The organism is Pseudomonas sp. FW305-70, from assembly GCF_058783925.1.
The window spans coordinates 51,431-69,781 of sequence record NZ_JBYSYZ010000020.1; the positions used below are offsets into that span (position 1 = coordinate 51,431).

At 62.4% G+C, this 18,351-nt stretch carries 15 protein-coding genes; 2 read left to right on the forward strand and 13 right to left on the reverse strand.

All coding sequences use genetic code 11. The features are described 5' to 3' along the window. Nucleotides 1–9: 9 nt before the first annotated feature. From AC3WN7_RS16565 to AC3WN7_RS16600, 8 genes are all read right to left on the reverse strand, one after another. Nucleotides 10–1,161 (reverse strand): acyl-CoA dehydrogenase family protein, encoded by a 1,152-nt coding sequence (locus AC3WN7_RS16565; protein WP_102674291.1) that lies wholly within the window; start codon nt 1,159–1,161, stop codon nt 10–12. An 18-nt stretch (nt 1,162–1,179) separates the two neighbouring features. Then, nucleotides 1,180–2,268, reverse strand: a complete 1,089-nt coding sequence (locus AC3WN7_RS16570; protein WP_102674290.1) for an enoyl-CoA hydratase/isomerase family protein — start codon at nt 2,266–2,268, stop codon at nt 1,180–1,182. Between the two features lie 2 nt (nt 2,269–2,270). Next, a complete protein-coding gene (mmsB, locus tag AC3WN7_RS16575) occupies nt 2,271–3,161 on the reverse strand; it encodes a 3-hydroxyisobutyrate dehydrogenase (RefSeq protein ID WP_102674289.1) in 891 nt (296 codons plus the stop codon). Nucleotides 3,162–3,250: 89 nt separating this feature from the next. Then, nucleotides 3,251–4,759, reverse strand: coding sequence for a CoA-acylating methylmalonate-semialdehyde dehydrogenase (locus AC3WN7_RS16580; RefSeq protein WP_102674288.1), 1,509 nt, complete (start codon nt 4,757–4,759; stop codon nt 3,251–3,253). A gap of 107 nt (nt 4,760–4,866) precedes the next feature. Beyond that, nucleotides 4,867–6,570 carry an AMP-binding protein gene (locus tag AC3WN7_RS16585; RefSeq protein ID WP_095966915.1) on the reverse strand — a complete coding sequence of 568 codons (1,704 nt, stop codon included), beginning with the start codon at nt 6,568–6,570 and terminating at the stop codon, nt 4,867–4,869. Nucleotides 6,571–6,848: 278 nt separating this feature from the next. Next, nucleotides 6,849–8,099: an OprD family porin gene (locus tag AC3WN7_RS16590; protein WP_102674318.1), complete on the reverse strand. Its 1,251-nt coding sequence runs from the start codon at nt 8,097–8,099 to the stop codon at nt 6,849–6,851. Nucleotides 8,100–8,272: 173 nt separating this feature from the next. Further along, entirely contained in the window at nt 8,273–9,922 is a 1,650-nt protein-coding gene (locus AC3WN7_RS16595; RefSeq protein ID WP_102674287.1) for a cation acetate symporter, read from the reverse strand. Then, complete coding sequence (locus tag AC3WN7_RS16600) at nt 9,919–10,248, reverse strand: DUF485 domain-containing protein (RefSeq protein ID WP_095966912.1); 330 nt, start codon at nt 10,246–10,248, stop codon at nt 9,919–9,921. Before AC3WN7_RS16600 ends, AC3WN7_RS16595 begins: the two co-directional genes overlap by 4 nt. Before the next feature lie 394 nt (nt 10,249–10,642). Here AC3WN7_RS16600 and AC3WN7_RS16605 point away from each other — a divergent pair, with 394 nt between their 5' ends. Beyond that, entirely contained in the window at nt 10,643–11,620 is a 978-nt protein-coding gene (locus AC3WN7_RS16605; RefSeq protein ID WP_015094778.1) for a LysR family transcriptional regulator, read from the forward strand. Between the two features lie 150 nt (nt 11,621–11,770). Here the strand turns inward: AC3WN7_RS16605 and AC3WN7_RS16610 are convergent, their stop codons facing one another. The 5 genes from AC3WN7_RS16610 to AC3WN7_RS16630 all read right to left on the reverse strand — a co-directional run bounded on the left by AC3WN7_RS16610 (nt 11,771) and on the right by AC3WN7_RS16630 (nt 16,944). Further along, nucleotides 11,771–12,559: an SDR family oxidoreductase gene (locus AC3WN7_RS16610; RefSeq protein ID WP_102674286.1), complete on the reverse strand. Its 789-nt coding sequence runs from the start codon at nt 12,557–12,559 to the stop codon at nt 11,771–11,773. Continuing rightward, entirely contained in the window at nt 12,556–14,103 is a 1,548-nt protein-coding gene (locus AC3WN7_RS16615) for an amino acid ABC transporter permease/ATP-binding protein (protein WP_095966910.1), read from the reverse strand. The genes AC3WN7_RS16610 and AC3WN7_RS16615 overlap by 4 nt, the downstream gene beginning before the upstream one ends. 64 nt (nt 14,104–14,167) lie before the next feature. Continuing rightward, a complete protein-coding gene (locus AC3WN7_RS16620; protein WP_102674285.1) occupies nt 14,168–14,962 on the reverse strand; it encodes an ABC transporter substrate-binding protein in 795 nt (264 codons plus the stop codon). A gap of 45 nt (nt 14,963–15,007) precedes the next feature. Then, nucleotides 15,008–16,078 (reverse strand): isopenicillin N synthase family dioxygenase, encoded by a 1,071-nt coding sequence (locus AC3WN7_RS16625; RefSeq protein WP_102674284.1) that lies wholly within the window; start codon nt 16,076–16,078, stop codon nt 15,008–15,010. Nucleotides 16,079–16,092: 14 nt separating this feature from the next. Continuing rightward, on the reverse strand, nt 16,093–16,944 hold the full coding sequence (locus AC3WN7_RS16630) for a sugar phosphate isomerase/epimerase family protein (RefSeq protein WP_102674283.1): 852 nt from the start codon (nt 16,942–16,944) through the stop codon (nt 16,093–16,095). Nucleotides 16,945–17,541: 597 nt separating this feature from the next. Between AC3WN7_RS16630 and AC3WN7_RS16635 the strand changes: the two genes are divergently transcribed. Next, a complete protein-coding gene (locus AC3WN7_RS16635; protein ID WP_102674282.1) occupies nt 17,542–18,345 on the forward strand; it encodes a type 1 glutamine amidotransferase domain-containing protein in 804 nt (267 codons plus the stop codon). Nucleotides 18,346–18,351 lie beyond the last annotated feature (6 nt).

Below are 18,351 nucleotides of genomic sequence, written 5' to 3' on the forward strand. Positions count from 1 at the left end.
TCGAGGGGGTCAGAGTGCGTAGTGGCTCAGTTCGCGGGCGATCAGCAGGCGCTGGACTTCGCTGGAGCCTTCGTAGATCTGGGTGATGCGCGCGTCTCGGTAGTAGCGCTCCACCGGGTAATCCTCCAGGTAGCCGTAACCGCCATGGATCTGCAGGGCGCTGGAGCACACGCGCTCGGCCATTTCCGAGGCGAACAGCTTGGCCTGGGAGGCTTCGGACAGGCACGGTTGCCCGGCGCTTTTCAGGCGCGCGGCATGCAGGACCATCAGGCGGCTGGCGTTGAGCCGGGTGTGCATGTCGGCGAGCAGGTTGGACACGCTTTGGTGTTCGATGATCGGCTTGCCGAACTGGACGCGTTCGCGGGCATAGCCCAGGGCAGCCTCGAAGGCGGCGCGGGCGATTCCCAGGGCCTGGGCGGCGATGCCGATGCGGCCGCCTTCCAGGTTCGACAGGGCAATGGCCAGGCCTTTGCCGCGTTCACCCAGCAGGTTGGCTTCGGGAATGGTGCAGTTGTTCAAGGTCACCGCGCAGGTATCGGAGGCCTTGATGCCCATCTTGTGTTCGCGTCGGTCGACCACGAACCCGGGGTTGTCAGTGGGGACCAGGAAGGCCGACAGCCCTTTCTTGCCCAGTTGCGCATCGGTGACGGCGAAGACAATGGCCAGCCTGGCTCGCTCCCCGTTGCTGACGAACTGCTTGGCACCGTTGAGAATCCACTGACCGTCGCGCAGTTCGGCACGGGTACGCAGGTTGTGCGCTTCGGAGCCGGCCTGTGGCTCGGTCAGGCAGAAGCAGCCGATCGCTTGACCACTGACCAGCAGCGGCAGCCAGCTGTCCTGTTGCGCGGGGGTGCCGTATTTCAGCAGGGGGCCGCAGCCCACCGAATTGTGGATGCTCATCAGCGCGCCGAGGGCTCCGTCACCGGCCGAGATTTCTTCAACGGCCAGGGCGTAGGCCACATAGTCGGTATAGCTGCCGCCCCAGGTGTCCGGTACGACCATGCCCAGCAGGCCCAGCTCGCCCATCTGCGCCACCACGGCGTCATCGATCCAGCCGGCCTTCTCCCAGGCCTGGGCATGCGGCGCTACTTCGCTGCGGGCGAAGTCGCGCGCCATGTCGCGGATCATGCGTTGTTCTTCGGTCAATTCGATATCGTGCATTGCAAAGTCTCCTGCCGATCAGGCGGTGCGTACGGGCTTGCCGGAGGCGCGTTCAAAGTCGTTGAAGAAGGCTTGCACCCGGGCAGGTACCAGTTCTGTCAGGGTTGGCGGGTTCCAGCGTGGGCACTTGTCCTTGTCGATGATCAGGGCGCGCACACCCTCCATCAGGTCGCCCTTGTCGAACCACTGGTAGTCCAGGTGCAACTCAAGGGCGAAGCACTCGGCCAGGCTCAGGTCACGACCACGGCGCAACAACTCGAGCGTCGTAGCCATCGCCAATGGCGAGCGGCTGTCGAGCAGCTTCACTGTCTGCTCGGCCCAGTCTTGCAGCTCGGGGCGTTGTTCGCGCTGCAGCGCGGCGCGAATGGCCGGGACATCGGGCAGGGCGAAATACGCGTCGATCGCCTGGCGACAGGCCTTGAGCTCAGAACCGGCCAGTCGCTCGGTGGCCATGTCGGCGAGCAGGTCCTGCAAGTCTTCGACGGGCGCAGCGGTCCAGTTCAGGTGGTCGAGGCAGGCATCCAGCTCGGCCAGCCGTTCGCTGGGCAGGTAGTAGTCGGCAAGGTTCGCATAGAGGGCATCGGCGGCACGCACCTGGCAGCCGGTGATGCCCAGATAGGTTCCCAGTTCACCTGGCAGGCGCGGCAGGAAATAGCTGCCACCGACATCGGGGAAAAAGCCGATGCCGACTTCCGGCATGCCCATCCGCGTGCGCTCGGTGATCACCCGCAACGAGGCGGCTTGGGCCAGGCCCATGCCGCCACCGAGGACAAAACCATCGAGCAGTGCCAGCACGGGCTTGGTGTAGCCATGCAGGTACTCGTCCAGGGCGTACTCCTCCTCGAGGAACAGCTCATGCAGGTTGTCGCCGGCCTTGTAGCTGTCGTACAGCATGCGGATATCGCCACCGGCGCAGAAGGCCTTTTCACCGGCGCCGCGAAGGGTCACGGCGACGATCTCCGGGTCCTGCTCCCACGCCCACAGGTGCCGGCAGAGCAGACGCACCATGGGCAAGTCCAGGGTGTTCAACGCGCCTGGCCGATTCAGTGTCAGGTGGCCGACACGGTTGCGTACGCTGGCCAGCACCGGGGCTTGCTGCTCGCTCATGCTCAGGCTTCCCGGCGGAACAGGTTGATGATGGCGGAGAAGTCCAGGCTGCCGTTACCTTGCAGGCTGAAGGTCTGGTACAGCTGCTGGGCTACGGCACCGAGCGCGACCGGTTGGCGCGCGTGCCTGGCCGCTTCAGTGGCCAGGCCCAGGTCCTTGAGCATCAGGTCGCTGCCAAAGCCGCCGCTGTAGCCCCGTGAGGCTGGAGCGTTTTCCAGCACGCCCGGGAACGGGTTGTTGATTTCCGAGCTCCAGCAGCGACCGGTGGAGGTATTGATCACCCCGGCCAGGACCTTGGCGTCCATGCCCAGGGCTACACCCAGGGCCATGGCTTCGGCGACGCCGACCATGGCGATGCCGAGCAGCATGTTGTTGGCGATCTTGGCCACCTGGCCGTTGCCTGCCGCGCCGCAGTGCACGATGTTCTTGCCCATCGCCGAGAGGATCGGCAAGGCCTGGTCGAACACGCTGTCCGGGCCACCGACCATAAAGGTCAGGGTGCCTGCCGCCGCACCGCCGGTGCCGCCGGATACCGGCGCGTCGAGCATCGGGTTGCCTTGGGCAAGGGCGTATTTGGCCACCTCGCGGGTGCTCAGCGGGTCGATGGTCGAACTGTCGATCAACAGCACGCCCGGGCCGATATTGGCCAGCAGGCCATCCTTGCCGCGATAGACCTGCTTCACGTGCTCGGCGGTCGGCAGCATGGTGATGATCACTTCAACTCCGGCCTTGGCCACGGCGGCGGGTGAGTCGGCGGCGCTGGCGCCGGCCTCCACCAGGGCGGCGACCGCCTGGGGGAAGGGATCGAAGACGGTCAGGCTGTGGCCGGCCTTGAGCAGGTTGCGGGCCATTGGGCCGCCCATGTTGCCGAGGCCGAGAAATCCGATATGCATGTTGGCTACCTTTTACGAGTGGGGGCAGTGGCGCAGGAAACCCTGCGCGCGCTTGTCGTCGGCCGACGCAGGGCGTCGGCCGGCAAAGGTCATTTCAGGGTGATGGTGGTGTTCACCGCGCCGCCGGTGTCGTCCTCGTCGAACCAGCGCTGGGTGATCGTCTTGGTCTGGGTGTAGAAGGTCACCACTTGCTTGCCGTAGGGACCCAGGTCGCCCAGCTTGGAGGCGCGCGAACCGGAGAAGGAGAACAGCGGGACCGGTACCGGGATTGGCACGTTGATGCCGACCTGGCCAACGTCGATCTCTTCCTGGAAGTGCCGCGCGGCAGCGCCGGAACGGGTGAACAGGGCAGTGCCGTTGCCGTTCGGGTTGGCGTTGATGATCTCGATCGCCTCGTCCAGGTTGGCGGCGTGCATGACGCACAACACCGGACCGAAGATCTCTTCGCGGTACACCGACATTTGCGCAGTGACGCCGGAGAAAATGGTCGGGCCGACGAAGTTGCCATCCTGGTAGCCCGGCACGTTCGGGTTGCGTCCATCCAGTTCGAGCCTGGCGCCTTCTTCGATGCCACTGGCGATCAGACCGTTGACGCGCTCCAGGGCGGCGCAGGAAATCACCGGGCCGATGTCGGTGCCCGGCTCGGTGCCGCCATTGATCTTGAGGGTCTTGGTTCGTTCGATCAGGTCCGGCAGCCAGGTCTGCGCTTCACCCACCAGGATCACCACTGGCAGCGCCATGCAGCGCTGGCCGGCAGCACCGAAGGAGGCGCCCAGCAGGTTGTTCAGGGTCTGTTGTTTGTTGGCATCAGGCAGGACGATGGCATGGTTTTTCGCGCCCATCATGCACTGCGCGCGCTTGCCGTTCTGGGTGGCGCGGTTGTAGACGTGGGTGCCGACCTTGGTCGAGCCGACGAAGGACACGGCCTTGATGTCCGGGTGGTCGCAGATCAGGTTCACCGCGTCGACGCCACCGTGGATGACGTTCAGCACACCTTTTGGCACACCGGCCTCCAGCGCCAGTTCCACCAGGCGCATGGTGACCAGCGGATCCTGCTCGGATGGCTTGAGGACGAAGGTGTTGCCGGTGGCAATGGCCATCGGGAACATCCACAGCGGGATCATCGCCGGGAAGTTGAACGGGGTGATACCGGCGCACACGCCCAGCGGCTGCAGCAGGGTGTAGGTGTCGACGCCGTTGGCCACGTTGTTGGCCAATTCGCCCATCTGCAAATTGCCGATGCTGGCGGCGTGCTCGACCACTTCCAGGCCGCGGAACACGTCACCTTCGGCATCCGGCAGGGTCTTGCCCTGCTCGGCGGTGAGCAGGGCGGCCAGTTCCTTGATGTTCTCGCGGATCAGCTGCTGGTACTTGAGGAACACACGGGCACGGGCACCGATCGGGGTCTTGCGCCAGGTCTTGAAGGCTTGCCTGGCGCTGGCCACGGCGGCGTTCATTTCCTCGGCGGTGGCGAAGGGCACACGGGCCAGGACTTCCTGGGTGGCCGGGTTGACCACGTCGCGCCACTGGGTGCTGCGCGATTCGACGAACTCGCCGTTGATGAGGAGCTTGACGCTGGGAACGTTGGAAGAGGTCATTTACGGGTCCTGCCTGCTTTTGTTAGGGCGAAAGAGTCCCCTCGGCGTGGTTGGCCGAGTGGTCGGGTCTGGATTCGGGGGAGGGGCCGGCATGCCGGCCCCAGAGGTCAGCCTTTGAGTTGCGGGAAGTCTTCTTCGAAGTATTCCTGCGGGCCACGTGCGTCGCCCTGGCGACGCTGCACTTCCATTTGCCGCAGTTCCACCCGGCGGATTTTTCCGGAGATGGTCTTGGGCAGCTCGCTGACAAATTCGATGCGCCGTACCCGCTTGTAGGGCGCCAGGTGCTCGCGGGCGAACGCGAGGATGCTGCCGGCCAGTTCGTGACTGCCCTGTGCGTCATGGGCCAGGATCAGATAGGCCTTGGGCACTGCCAGGCGCACCGGGTCGGGGCTTGGCACCACGGCCACTTCCATCACCGCCGGGTGCTCGATCAGCGCGCTTTCCAGCTCGAAGGGGCTGATGCGGTAGTCGGAGGCCTTGAACACATCATCGGCACGGCCGACGAAGGTGATGTAGCCCTCGTCGTCGATCTGTGCGGTGTCACCAGTGCGGTAGTAGCCGTCGCGCATCACTTCGGCGGTCTTTTCCGGGCTGTCCTCGTAGCACAGCATCAGGCCAAGCGGGCGTACGTCCAGCGGCAGGGCCACTTCGCCTTCGTTACCCGGCACGCCATCGGGATCGAGCATGGTCACCCGGTAGCCCGGCAACGGACGGCCCATGGAGCCCGGCTTGAGCCGCTGGCCAGGCGTGTTGCCGACCAGTGCGGTGGTTTCCGACTGGCCGAAGCCGTCGCGCAGCAACAGGCCCCAGGCATGCAGGATCTGCTCGATGATCTCCGGGTTGAGCGGCTCACCGGCGCCCACCAGTTCGCGCAGGCGCAGGCGCGTCTTGTAACTGGCCAGGTCTTCCTGGATCAGCATGCGCCACACGGTAGGTGGCGCGCACAGGCTGGTGACGCCGTAGCGTTCGAGCACGCCGAGCAGGGCTGGCGCGCTGAAGCGAGCAGTGTTGTGGATGAAGATGCAGGCACCGGCATTCCAGGGTGCAAAGAGGCAGCTCCAGGCGTGCTTGGCCCAGCCCGGGGACGAAATGTTCAGGTGCAGGTCGCCCGGCTGCAGGCCAATCCAGTACATGGTCGAGAGGTGGCCGACCGGGTAACTCTGGTGACTGTGCAACACCATCTTCGGCTTGGAGGTGGTGCCGGAGGTGAAGTACAGCAGCATCGGGTCGGTGGCCAGCGTGCGACCTTCTGATTCGAACTGCTCGGAATGCTCGCTGGCGGCGCTGTGCGGGGTCCAGCCGGCGGGGGACGGGCCGACGCAGATGCGGCTGCAGTCTTCACCCAGTCCGTCGAACTTGTCGACATGGGCGCTACCGACCACCAGGTGGCGAACATGGCCACGCTCGATGCGGTCGCGCAGGTCATCGGGGGTCAGCAGCGCGGTAGCGGGAATGACCACGGCGCCGATTTTGAAGGCGGCCAGCATGGTTTCCCACAGGGCGACATCGTTACCGAGCATCAGCAGGATGCGTTCGCCGCGGCGCACGCCCAGGGTACGCAGGTGATTGGCCACCTGGTTGGAGCGCGCTGCCAGTTGCTGGAAGCTGTAGCGTTGTTCGCTGCCGTCCTCTTCGACGATCCACAGGGCGTTGGCCTGGTTGCCTTCGGCCATGGCATCGAAGTAATCCAGCGCCCAGTTGAATTCGTTCAGCTGCGGCCAGCGGAAGTCACGTACGGCGGTGGCGTAGTCGGTACGGTGGGCCAGCAGGAAATCACGAGCGTCCAGGAAGGGTTGGCAGTGGTTGTTCATTGGAGGCTCCCGAGACGCGCGCGGTTACCTGAAAGTGGGGAGACGACGGCAAGCATGGATAGCTTCACGGTGGGTGCCCTATTTATTTTTATTGGGACTGACCGGGTTCATGGCCAGGTGGTTGAATCGAGTATAGGCAGGCATAAATCAAATAAGAATGCTCAAAAAATCCCGTATGTTGTGCAAAAAAGCATGGGCCTGCTGCATCGTTGAATCGACAAGGTGGGCGCTGCCCGCACCGTCAAGCGATGCAGGCCGCGCACGCCTTGTGCGGGGATTTACCAGAGCGCCAGGGTATAGCTGAGGATCAGGCGGTTTTCGTTGAGGTCGTTACCGAAGTGGGCGGTGCGCACCGTAGCGTTGCGCCACTTGAGGCCGAGGTTTTTCAGCGGGCCGCTCTGGAGCACGTAGCCGATGTCGGTGTCGCGCTCCCATTCGTGGCCGTCGGGTTTGCCGACGCCCAGGTCGATGCTGTCGCCGGACAAGTAGCGGGTCATGAAGGTCAGGCCGGGAACGCCGAGGGCCGCGAAGTTGTAGTCGTAGCGCGCCTGCCAGGAACGCTCGCCCTTGTTGGCGAAATCGTTGATTTGCACAAAGTTGACCAGGAAGGCGTCGGTGCCATTGACGTAGGCAAAGCCGGTGTCGCCGCTCATGCGTTGGTAACCGAGACCGAAGGCATGGCCGCCGAGGGCATAGGTGAACATGGCGCCGAAGGCATTGTTGTCGATGTTGCTGTTGCCATCGTCGGTGGAGCGGGCGTAGCGCAGGTCGCTCTTGAGCGTCTGGCCCGCGCCAAGCGGCAGGACGTGGACCAGACTGAACTGGTGCTGGTGATAGAAGTCGTCCAGACCGCCGTAGTTGTAGCCCGTGTTCAGCCGCTCGTTCCATTGGTAGGCCAGGCCGGCGAAATTGAAGGCGTCGCTGCGGGCCTGGCCACCGACAATGCCCTTGGCGCCGGTGGTGGTGATGGACATTTTCTCGTAGTCCGAGGAGTCGCGCTGGTTGACCCGATCCACGCGCCCCGCGTCGACGCTCAGGCCTTTGATCTCCTGAACATTCAACTGGCCACCGCGGAATGTTTGCGGCAACAGGCGCGAATCATTGGCCAGCAGCACCGGCAACTTCGGGGCCAGGGTGCCGAGCTTGAGCACGCTGTTGGACGCTTTGAACTTGGCCGTCAGGCCCAGTTCGCCATACTCGTCCTTGGCGCGCCTGGGCGGCTGGCTGTCGCGCTTGAGCAGGCCGGTGCCAGCGCGATCGGGGCTGGAATCGAGCTTGACGCCGAGCTGGCCGAGGGCATCGATACCGACGCCGATCATGCCGTCGGTATAACCGGATTCGTAGCGCAGCAGGAATCCCTGGGCCCATTCTTCTTGCTTGGACTGGGTGGCATTAGCCTGGCGGAAGTCGCGGTTGAAGTAGAAGTTACGCATCTCCAGCCTGGCCGTGCTGTCTTCCAGGAAGTCGGCATGAGCCTGTGCAGCGAGGCCGCTGCCGGCCAGGAACAGGGTGAGGGTGGTGGGTTTCATTGGATGCCTTTTGTTGTTTTTGTTGTCGACGAGCCGCTCCTGCGCCACTTGGAGTGGCGAGGGAAGGGCGCTATTGGGGGTGTCCTGCGCCGAGCGGCGCAGGGCGGGTGTAAAAAAGCGCGAAGCAAAGGAGCGGACTCGCGCTCGGGGCGAAAGCCCCGGAAAAATCAGCGTCAGTGACTGCTGGCCATGGCCGCTCCAAGGCCGGTCTGGGCACGGACGAACTGGTCGGCATAGGCAGCGCGTTCGCGGTCGGCGCGTTCGCTGCGGTCAAGCCTGGAGGCGACCACTATGACGAGGAAGGCCAGTGGCATGGAGAACAGCGCCGGCTGGTCGTAAGGGAAGAGCGCCTGGGCATGCCCCAGTACGCCGACCCACACCGACGGCGAGCCGATCACCAGGGCCAGGGCGCTGACCAGGCCGGTCAGTCCGCCGTAGAGGGCGCCACGTGTGGTCAGGCCGCCCCAGTACATGGCCATGATCAGTACCGGGAAATTCGCCGAGGCGGCGATACCGAACGTCAGGCCGACCAGGAAGGCGATGTTCTGGCCTTCGAACAGAATGCCGAGGGAAATCGCCACGATGCCCAGGCAAACGGTGGCGATGCGTGACACGCGCATTTCCTGTTTCTCGTCGGCGCAGCCCTTCTTCAACACCGAGGCATAAAGGTCATGGGAGATGGCCGAGGCACCGGCCAGGGCCAGGCCGGCCACCACCGCGAGAATGGTGGCGAACGCCACGGCAGAGAGGAAGCCGAGAAACAGGTTGCCACCCACCGCCTTCGCCAGGTGCATGGCTACCATGTTGCCGCCGCCGATCATGGCCCCGCCGAGCTTGCCATCGACGTAGTACTGCGGATCCGTGCCGACGATGACGATGGCGGTATAGCCCAGGACGCAGACCACCAGGAAGAAGAAACCGATGAACACCGTGGCGAACAACACCGATTTACGTGCCTCCTTGGCATTGGGCACCGTGAAGAAGCGCATCAGGATGTGCGGCAGGCCGGCAATGCCGAAGACCAGGCCGAGGGATAGGGACACAGCGTTGATCGGGTCGGCCAGCAAGGTGCCAGGGCCCATGATCTGCACACCGCTGGCATGCACCGCCACCGCCTGGGCCGCCAGCGTCTCGAAGCTGAAGTCGAAGCGACTCAGGGCCATCAGCACCAGGGTGGTGCCGCCCGCCAGCAGCAGGACTGCCTTGGTGATCTGTACCCATGTGGTGGCGAGCATGCCGCCAAAGATCACGTAGACCAGCATCAACAGCCCGACCACTACCACCGCCGTGCGGTAGTCGAGACCGAACAGCAGCTTGATCAGTTGGCCGGCACCGACCATCTGTACCACCAGATAGCAGCACACCACGGTCAGCGATCCGAGGGCGGCGAAACTGCGCACGCGGGTCTGATCGAGTCGGTAGGAGACGATGTCGGCGAAGGTGTAGCGTCCCAGGTTGCGCAAGCGCTCAGCCATCAGGAAGGTGACGATCGGCCAGCCGACAAAGAAGCCGATGATGTAGACGAAACCGTCGTAGCCCTTGGCGAAGACCAGGCTCGACAGGCCCAGCAGCGTGGCGGCCGACATGTAGTCACCGGCGATTGCCAGGCCATTCTGAAAGCCGGTGATACCGCCGCCGGCGCTGTAGAAATCGGCGGCGGAGCGGGTGCGCCGTGCCGCCCACCAGGTGATCAGCAGGGTGGCGAGGACGAAGACGAAAAACATGCCGATGGCGTGCAGGTTGAGCGGTTGCTTCTGCGCAATGATGGGGTCGGCATGGGCCAGCACAGGGCTGAGGGCGAGCAGGGCGGACAGGCGTTTCATGCGCGGGACTCCTGGAGGATCTGCGAGCTGAGCACGTCGAAGCGGGTGTTGGCGCTGTGCACGTACCAGGCGGTGAGTAGCCAGGACAACAGGATGATCGTCACGCCGATTGGCATGCCGAGGCTGAGGTGGCTGCCGTCATACAGCGGCAGGTGCAGCCAGGCAGGAGCGAAAGCCACCACCATGATGAAGCTGTAATAGATCGCCAGGACCGCGCCGCTCAGTGTCCAGGCCAGCAGCGCACGCTGGCGCGCGAGGCGCTGGAACTTGGGGTTGGCCCTGACCCGTGCACAGGTCTGGGTGTGGTTCGGATGGTCAGTCGTCATGGTGAGGCTCCGCTTTTTCTAGTTGTTTTTGTTGTTCGGCCTTTTGAGGGGCGTACGGGTACCCGGGCAGCGACCCGATGCGGGACGCCACCTGAATGCTGATATGCTGGAGTTATTGCCGCCTGGACGATCTTGCGAAGGAGAGTGGGCGGTGCAGGAGGGCGGCCCTGATCGGCTGCGAGGCGAGCAGAGGATCGGGCCAATGGCAGGCGAGAACCGTGGTCGCGATTGCGCTGTTGCGCAGCTGTTTGTGTCCGGCGTGCAGGCCGGCGTTTATCCATGCGCTCATGCTGTCAGCCCTCGTTATTTATTATTGGGGAGGGGACTTTCCTGGCCGGAAAACGACGCTGGCCAAGTTGGGTGAGATGCGAGTATATAAGGGCATATTTCCCATATGTATTGGCAGAAAAGCTCGATGGATATGCAAAAACGCACAACGCAGCCGCCGCTGAACTGGGACGACTTGCGTTTCTTCCTCGAAGTTGCCCGTGCTCGCACCGCCAGCGGTGCGGCCCGACGCCTGGGAGTGGACTACACCACCGTGTCGCGGCGCATCCGTGCCCTGGAGCAGTGCCTGGGCGCCCTGCTGTTCGAGAAATCGCGAACCTCAGGTTTCGTCCTGACCGTGGAAGGGCAGCGTCTGGTCAGCCACGCCGAAAGCCTGGAAAGTACGCTGCTGGTGGCTTGCGAGCAGGTTTTCGGCACCACAGGGGGGCTCTCCGGGCATCTGCGCATTGGTTGCACGGAAGCCTTCGGAACCTGTTTCATCACGGCACAGATGAGCCACTTCCTCGAGCACTACCCGAATATTTCGGCGGACATTTTGCCGGTCCCGCACTTCATCAACCTGTCACGGCGCGAGGCGGATATCGCCATCACCCTGGAGCGGCCCGAACGCGGTCCATACGTGTGCTCGCGACTGTGCGACTACCGCCTGCGCCTGTATGCGACGCCGGAGTACCTGGCCAATCATCCGTTGATCGGCTGTCGTGAAGACCTGTCCGGCCACCCGTTCGTGACCTACGTCGAAGACCTGGCCTTCAGCTTCAAGCTGCTCTACCTGAACGACCTGATGCCTGGCGCCAACTGCCGCCTGCGCAGCACCAGCGTGGTGGCCCATTACCATGCAGCCCTGGAAGGGCGGGCGCTGGCCATCCTGCCTTGCTTCCTCGCCGGCCCCGATCCCCGCCTGTGCGAAGTGCTGCCGGGGGAAGTGGAAGTCACGCGACAGTTCTGGATGTATTACAGCGAGGACTTGCGCAAGCTCAAGCGGGTCACCCTGGTAGCCGACTATCTGCGCGCTTGTGCGCAGCTGAATCGTCCGTTGTTGATGGGGGAGTCCCATACGATGCTCTACTTGCCGTCGCCCTGAGGGAATGGGAGGTGCAGCCTTGCAGGAACTGCCGCAGGCTGCGATCTTTTGATCTTGCTTTTAAACAATCAAAAGATCGCAGCCTCGTTGCACTCGACAGCTCCTGCAGGAGAATGGCGCTGATCAATGGCATGGGGGTGCCTGTCGTCATCACTGGCTGGAGCGAACGGCCCCTCCGTCAATCAACAGGTTCTGCCCGGTCAGGTAACCCGCATGGCTGCTGCAGACGAAGGCGCACAGCGCACCGAACTCCTCGGGTGAGCCGAAGCGTCTGGCAGGGATTTCGCGACGGCATTCGTCAAGGAATGCCTCACTGTCTTGCCCCATTTCGTGGGCAGCGGCGACCAGGTTGTCGCGCAGTCGATCGGTGTCGAACGAGCCCGGTTGCAGGTTGTTGATCGTCACATTGCGGCTGGCAATGTTTTCTTGCCGGGCCAGCCCCGCAATGAACCCCGTCAGGCCACTGCGCGCGCCGTTGGACAGGCCCAGGCTTTCGATCGGGGACTTCACGGCGCTCGAGGTGATGTTGATGATCCGGCCAAATCCGCGTGCCGCCATGCCGTCTACCGTTGCCTTGATCAGCTCGATAGGGGTCAGCATGTTGGCATCCAGCGCCTTGAGCCAGGCGTCGCGATTCCATTCGCGGAAATCCCCGGGAGGAGGGCCGCCGGCGTTGTTGATCAGGATATCGAAATGCTCATGGGCCATGAGCGCTGCCGCCCGACCCTCGGGCGTGGAAATGTCTCCGGCCACGGCGATGACCGTCACTTCAGGATTTATCGCCCTCAGCTGACGGGTTGTTTCATTCAGCGTGTCTTCGCCCCGTGCGGTGATTACCAGGTTCACGCCTTCGGTGACGAGTGCCTGTGCGCAGGCTTTACCCAAGCCTTTGCTGGCGGCGCAGACCAGCGCCCAACGTCCTGCAATTCCAAGATTCATGCGTGGTCCACCGCTGCAGAGAGGTTTGCCGATCGGGCACCGATGCCCATGAAGCGCCGTACCCTCTCACCTTCAGCTTCGCAGCGAATGGTCTCAGGTGCGGCATCGAGTTGAACATTGCCGTTCTCCATGAAAATCACCCGATCGGAAATCGACATGGCAAAGTCCATTTCGTGGGTCACGATCAGCATGGTCATGCCTTCCCTTGCCAGGTCGCGGATCACGTTGAGCACGTCGTTGACCAGCTCCGGATCGAGGGCCGAGGTCGGCTCGTCGAACAGCATGATCTGCGGCTCCATGGCCAGGGCCCGGGCGATCGCCACGCGCTGTTGCTGGCCGCCGGAGAGCTGGTGCGGGTACTTGTGGGCATGGGCCAGCAGGCCGACCTTGTCCAGCAGCGCATAGGCACGATGCTCGCTCAATTCGCCCGGCTGGCCGTGGTACCGCGGTGCCAGGGTGATGTTGTCGAGAATGGTGCGGTGCGGGAACAGGTTGAAGTTCTGGAACACCATGCCGATGTGCCGCACGCCTTTGCGCAGGCGCGAGCTGTTGGGTTTGTCCGAGGCTTCGATGAAGGTTTCGCCGAACAACTTGATGTCGCCGGTATCGATGCTTTCCAGGCCGTTGACCGTGCGGATCAGCGACGTCTTGCCGGAGCCCGATGGCCCGATGATCGAGACCACCTGGCCGTAATCGACACTCAGGTCGATACCCAGCAGCACCTTGTGGGTGCCATAGCTCTTCTGGATGTTGTTCAGTTGCAGGATCGGCGTTGTGTTGTTGCCTGCGGCTTTGCGCGCAATGTCGGGCAAGGCTTCGGCGCTGGCCTTGAACCTAGCGATGGTGGCCGCGTCGAGTGTGTGCGGCTTGCGGAAGTTCAGGTCCAGGTAGCGCTCCAGGCGCTGCAGGAAATAGCCGAATACGGTGACGATCAACACGTAGTAGACGCCTACCGCCGCCAGGGTTTCCATGACCAGGAAGTTGGTGGCATAGAGGCGTTGGCCGACCGTGAGGATTTCGGTCAGGGAGATGACCGAGACCAGCGAAGTCAGCTTGACCACTGTGATGTATTCATTGATCAGGGTGGGCAGCGAAATACGGAACGCCTGGGGGATCACGATCAGGCGTTGCATGCCGAGCACGCCGACCCCCAGCGCGCGCCCGGCTTCCTTCTGGCCCTTGGCCACGGAAATCAGACCGCCACGATGGATCTCCGCCATGTACGCCGCTTCAGTGACCACCAGGGCCAGCAGGCCTGCGTAGAAGGGGTTGGACAGAATCGGTCCGCTACCGGGAAACAACTGCGGCAGGTTGTAGACGAACACCACCAGCACCAGCAACGGGATGCTGCGGAAAAACCAGATGTAGACCGCTGCGGGAATGCGCAGCAAGGGCGATTGGGACAGCTTGGCGGTGGCCAGGACAAAACCCAGCAGCATGCCGATGAACCAGGCCAGGGCACTGAGCTGGATGACCGTGACGCAGGCATTCCAGAAGTCCGGCAGGGAGAACAGGGAGAAGAAATACGACCAATCGAATTGCATGGGACACCTCGATCTGCCGCCCCCGCGCAGGGACGGCAGATAACCAGACTACAAGGGCAGGTTCTTAGTTGGCGGTCGGTTCTTCCAGGCCGTATTTCTTGAGGATTGCTGCGTATTCTCCGCTCTTTTTCGTCTCCTCGAAGGCCTTTTGCACGGCCTGGTAGGTTTCGTCGTTACCTTTCTTGACGAAGATGCCCAGGGTTTGCTGATAGATCGGATGCTCGGTGGTGATCACGACCCGGCCATTGGTCTTTTCCGCGATCATCTTGGCGGCGCCGGCGATTTCAACCTGGGCCTGGATGTTCCTGGACAGCAGGGCCTGGGTCACTTCGGGCGCCGAAGGGTATTCGCTGACGGTGATGGCGCCTTTGTTGTTCGGCACGCAGTATTCGTCGGACAGCTTCCTGAATTCCTTGACCCAGGTCGTGCCCTGTTCCAGGCCCAGCTTCAGGCCGCACAGGTCTTCAGGTTTTTTCGCGTTGATCTCGCTGCCCTGGGGCACCATGACCGCGGCACCGGTGTTGGCATAGGCGATGGTCTGCGCCTGGGTCTGGCGCTCCGGCGTGATGTACATGCCGGAAATGATCGCGTCGTACTTGCCGGAGTTAAGGCCCAGGATCAGGCTCGGGAACTTGGTGTCGACGAACTCGACCTTGGCGTTCATGTGCCTGGCCAGTGCCGTTGCCAGTTCGGGGTCCGAACCCACCACATTCTTGTCCTTGTCATAGGACTCGAAAGGAGGGTAGGTGATCTCCATGCCGACCTTGAACGATTCTGCCGCGGCCATGCTCGCCGTGGCTGCGAACATGCCGGCTGCCAATACAGCCAGGCTCAAGAGGTTCATTTTATTGTTTTTCATTATTTACTGACTCCGGCGTAGGTAGGGGTTAGCTGAAAACTTCAATCAGGACGGTTGCGCCTGATTTTTCAAATGTCCGAAACTGGCGGGCTTGCGTGCCTTGCCTGGCAGTTGAACGTCCCCGTTGGCCACCCTCTGGCGCAGATACTGATAGGTCTGCAGCGCCTGGCCATACATGTGTTCGCCGATCGTGATCTGTTCATAGTCGTTGCCGGCCTGGGCGAACCCGGGCAGCGGTTTGATCTGGGTGTGGTAGTCACAGGCATAAAACAGCGGGAAGGAATAACGCTCCTCCTTCACGCTGCGTACCCGGTGCGCAGTGGCAACGAATGCGCCTGCCGTCATCACCTCCAGCATGTCGCCGATGTTGACCACGAAGGCATCGGCAATCGGTGGTGCATCGATCCATTGGCCAAGATTGTTCATCACCTCAAGGCCTGGTTTATCGGCCAGGAGGATGGTGAAGCACTCGTAATCAGTATGGGCGCCAAGACCCGGTGCGTCATGGGCGGCACCGTCGAACGGGTAGTGGATCAGGCGCAGCTTGGACGGCGGACGGGTGACCAGGCTGTCGAAATAGTTTTCTTCCAGGCCCAGGGTCAGGGCGAAGCCGCCGAACAGGCGCCGACCCAGGGCGAAGATCGCTTCATAGTAGGCCTGCACCGAGGCCTTGAAGCCTGCCAGCTGCGGCCAGTCGTTGGGCCCCAGCAATGGGGTATTGGCCAGTACCAGCGGATCATCGGCCGGGACTTCGAAACCGACGTCGAAGGCTTCCTTGTGGTCCGGCTTGCCCTTGGAGTAGACCTCTTCGCCTTCGGGCACAAAACCCTTGTGGGTCTGCGAGGTGCCGATGTAGTGGCGCATCTTGGTGTCGAGGGGCTGGTCGAAAAAGTCCTTGGCCGCCTTGCGCAGGTTGGCGATCAGTTGCGGGTCGATACCGTGGTTGGTGATATAGAGAAACCCGACTTCGCTGGCGGCGCGCCCCAATTGTTCGGCCACGGCCAGGCGGTGTTCCAGTTCAAAGCTGAACAGACCGGCGATGTTGATCACCGGGATGCTGTTGAAGTTGGCTTTGAGTGTGTCAGTGCTGGCGCTGTTGTTTTTATTGTCAGGCATGACGCATCGGCTCCCTAAGGATGGCTTGAGTGGTGGAAACGCTCGAAGTGTTTGCGCTCGGTCTGGCCCATCCACACGTTCAACGACCACAGGTCGGCGACCGGGACATTGGTGAAGGGCAGGTGATGCAGGTAGCCGTCGGCACCGAATTCCGGGGTCAGGGTGCTGACCTGGTAACCGCGGGCCTGCTGCGAGCGCCAGATGCTTTCCCAGTGCTGCTGATGGAAAGCCAGTTCTTTTGCATATTCGGGCGCCGCCGGGTGCGGAACCTGCGGCCCCTGGTCATAACCGACCCGGGCCTGGATATGGTGAACCCGTTCGATGAACGCGCTCAGGTCGTCGGCCGGATCATTCAACAGGCGCTCGCAGGTCACGACCCAATGGCTGATGTCACTGGTGAACAGCAGATCGGGCAGTTGCCGGATCAACTCCAGGGTCACCCAGGGGTTGAACAGCGAACGCGAGCGATGGGTTTCGAAACTGCAGACCTGACCGTGCTTGCGCGCCAGCTCCAGCGCCTGGCCAAAAAACTCCACCTGTTGCGCCAGGGACCAACGGTCGTTGCCCGCCAGCACGTTGACGAAGCGCGGGGAGAGTTCAGCGGCCCAGGCGAGCTTCTGGTCGAGGTCATTGATGTGGACGGCAGGCGTTGCCGACTGATCCGGCAGCACGTCGTAGGCGCTGAAGACGGTGCTGATATAGCCCAGGCGGTTGGCCCGGAGAAAGGCGCCAAACTCAGCCCGTTCGCGGGCGTCCAGGGGCAGGCGCGCTTCCATGCCATCAAAGCCCGCTTGCAGCAACTCCTCGAGCGCCTGAGCCTTGCTGGCGGTGTAACCCCACAGCGTACGGAAAATTTCCAGCTTCATCGGTGATCCTCAAAAATCCCAGGGCCTGCTGCAAAAGCACTTCGACGGCACCAGGCGGCCAAGCGATCAATGGTCGGTGGCGGCAGAGGACTTCGAAACCGGATCCCTGCGTAACCTGATGCCACTGAGCGATGCCGAGGCTGGTTCGCTGTGGAGCCGATGTTAGGCACAGGCTGCGCAGCGAAAGAATCTGAAAGTTCAAATGAATACTTCAGACTTTCATTAACCAATAGCTGGCTAATTATCACGCTTGCCAGGAGGGATTTTGTGGGGGAGTGCGTGTCTACGCTGGGTGTTGACGAGGGGTGCCTTTACTACGACATCATTTTGAAGACTGCCAAGCGACATCGGGCCGCGAGGCGATTTGAACTTGAAAGGTTTATGACGAACGACAAACCCGGCAGCGGACGAATCAGATTGGCAAACCTGGCACCGCGAATCATGCCGGCAGAACCCGGTATGAACACTTCAATATTGGCAATGCCGGTGGTGTGATGTGTGCGAACAGGCGCGGCGATTTTTTGCAGCCGCGGGGGTTGACCTTAAAGTGAGGTTTAAGGTGAGCATGCACGGACCAGCATGACTGTCGGACCCCGGATGATGTTGAAAACCTTTATTTCCTGTGCGTTGGTATTGATAGGCGGTGCATTCATGACTTTTGCAAATGCCGGGCCGGCCCCTTCCACGGTTGTTGCGCAAGATCGCCAGATACTGGTGATCATGACCAACCACGCCAGCTATCCCTCACGGACCGATAGCACGGGTTTGTGGCTGACCGAGCTGACGCATTTCACCGATGTGGTGGAAGCGGCCGGCTACACGACAGTATTTGCCAGCCCCAGGGGCGGCGCTGTGCCTCTGGACGAGCGTAGCCTCGGCTGGCTTTACATGGACAAGGCTGCCCGTGAGCATTTGCAGTCCCCTGCCTTTCGCGCTCGCCTGCAGAACACGATACCCATCGCCGATGTCGATCCGTCCCGGTTCAGCGTCATCTACTTCACGGGAGGCCACGGTGTCATGTGGGATTTCCCCAATAACCCCGACCTGCGGCGTGTCGCCGAAACCATCTACAACCAGGGCGGCATCGTATCGGCGGTCTGTCATGGTGTCGCGGGACTCCTGGATCTGAAGGATGAACAAGGCCAGTTGATCATCAAGGGCAGAAACATCACCGGTTTCTCTGACCGCGAGGAGCTGTTCTCGGGCATGAAGAGTCAGGTGCCCTTCTTCCTTGAGAACCGGTTGGTTAGCCAGGGTGCGCGTTACCGCAAGGGTTGGCTGCCGTTCACGTCATTTGCCATCACCGATGGGCGGCTGGTGACCGGCCAGAACCCTCAATCGCCGAAGGCCGTGGCTGAAGCCGTGATGGCCGTGCTCGCCGCCGGCAACGTAGCTCGCTGATCCATC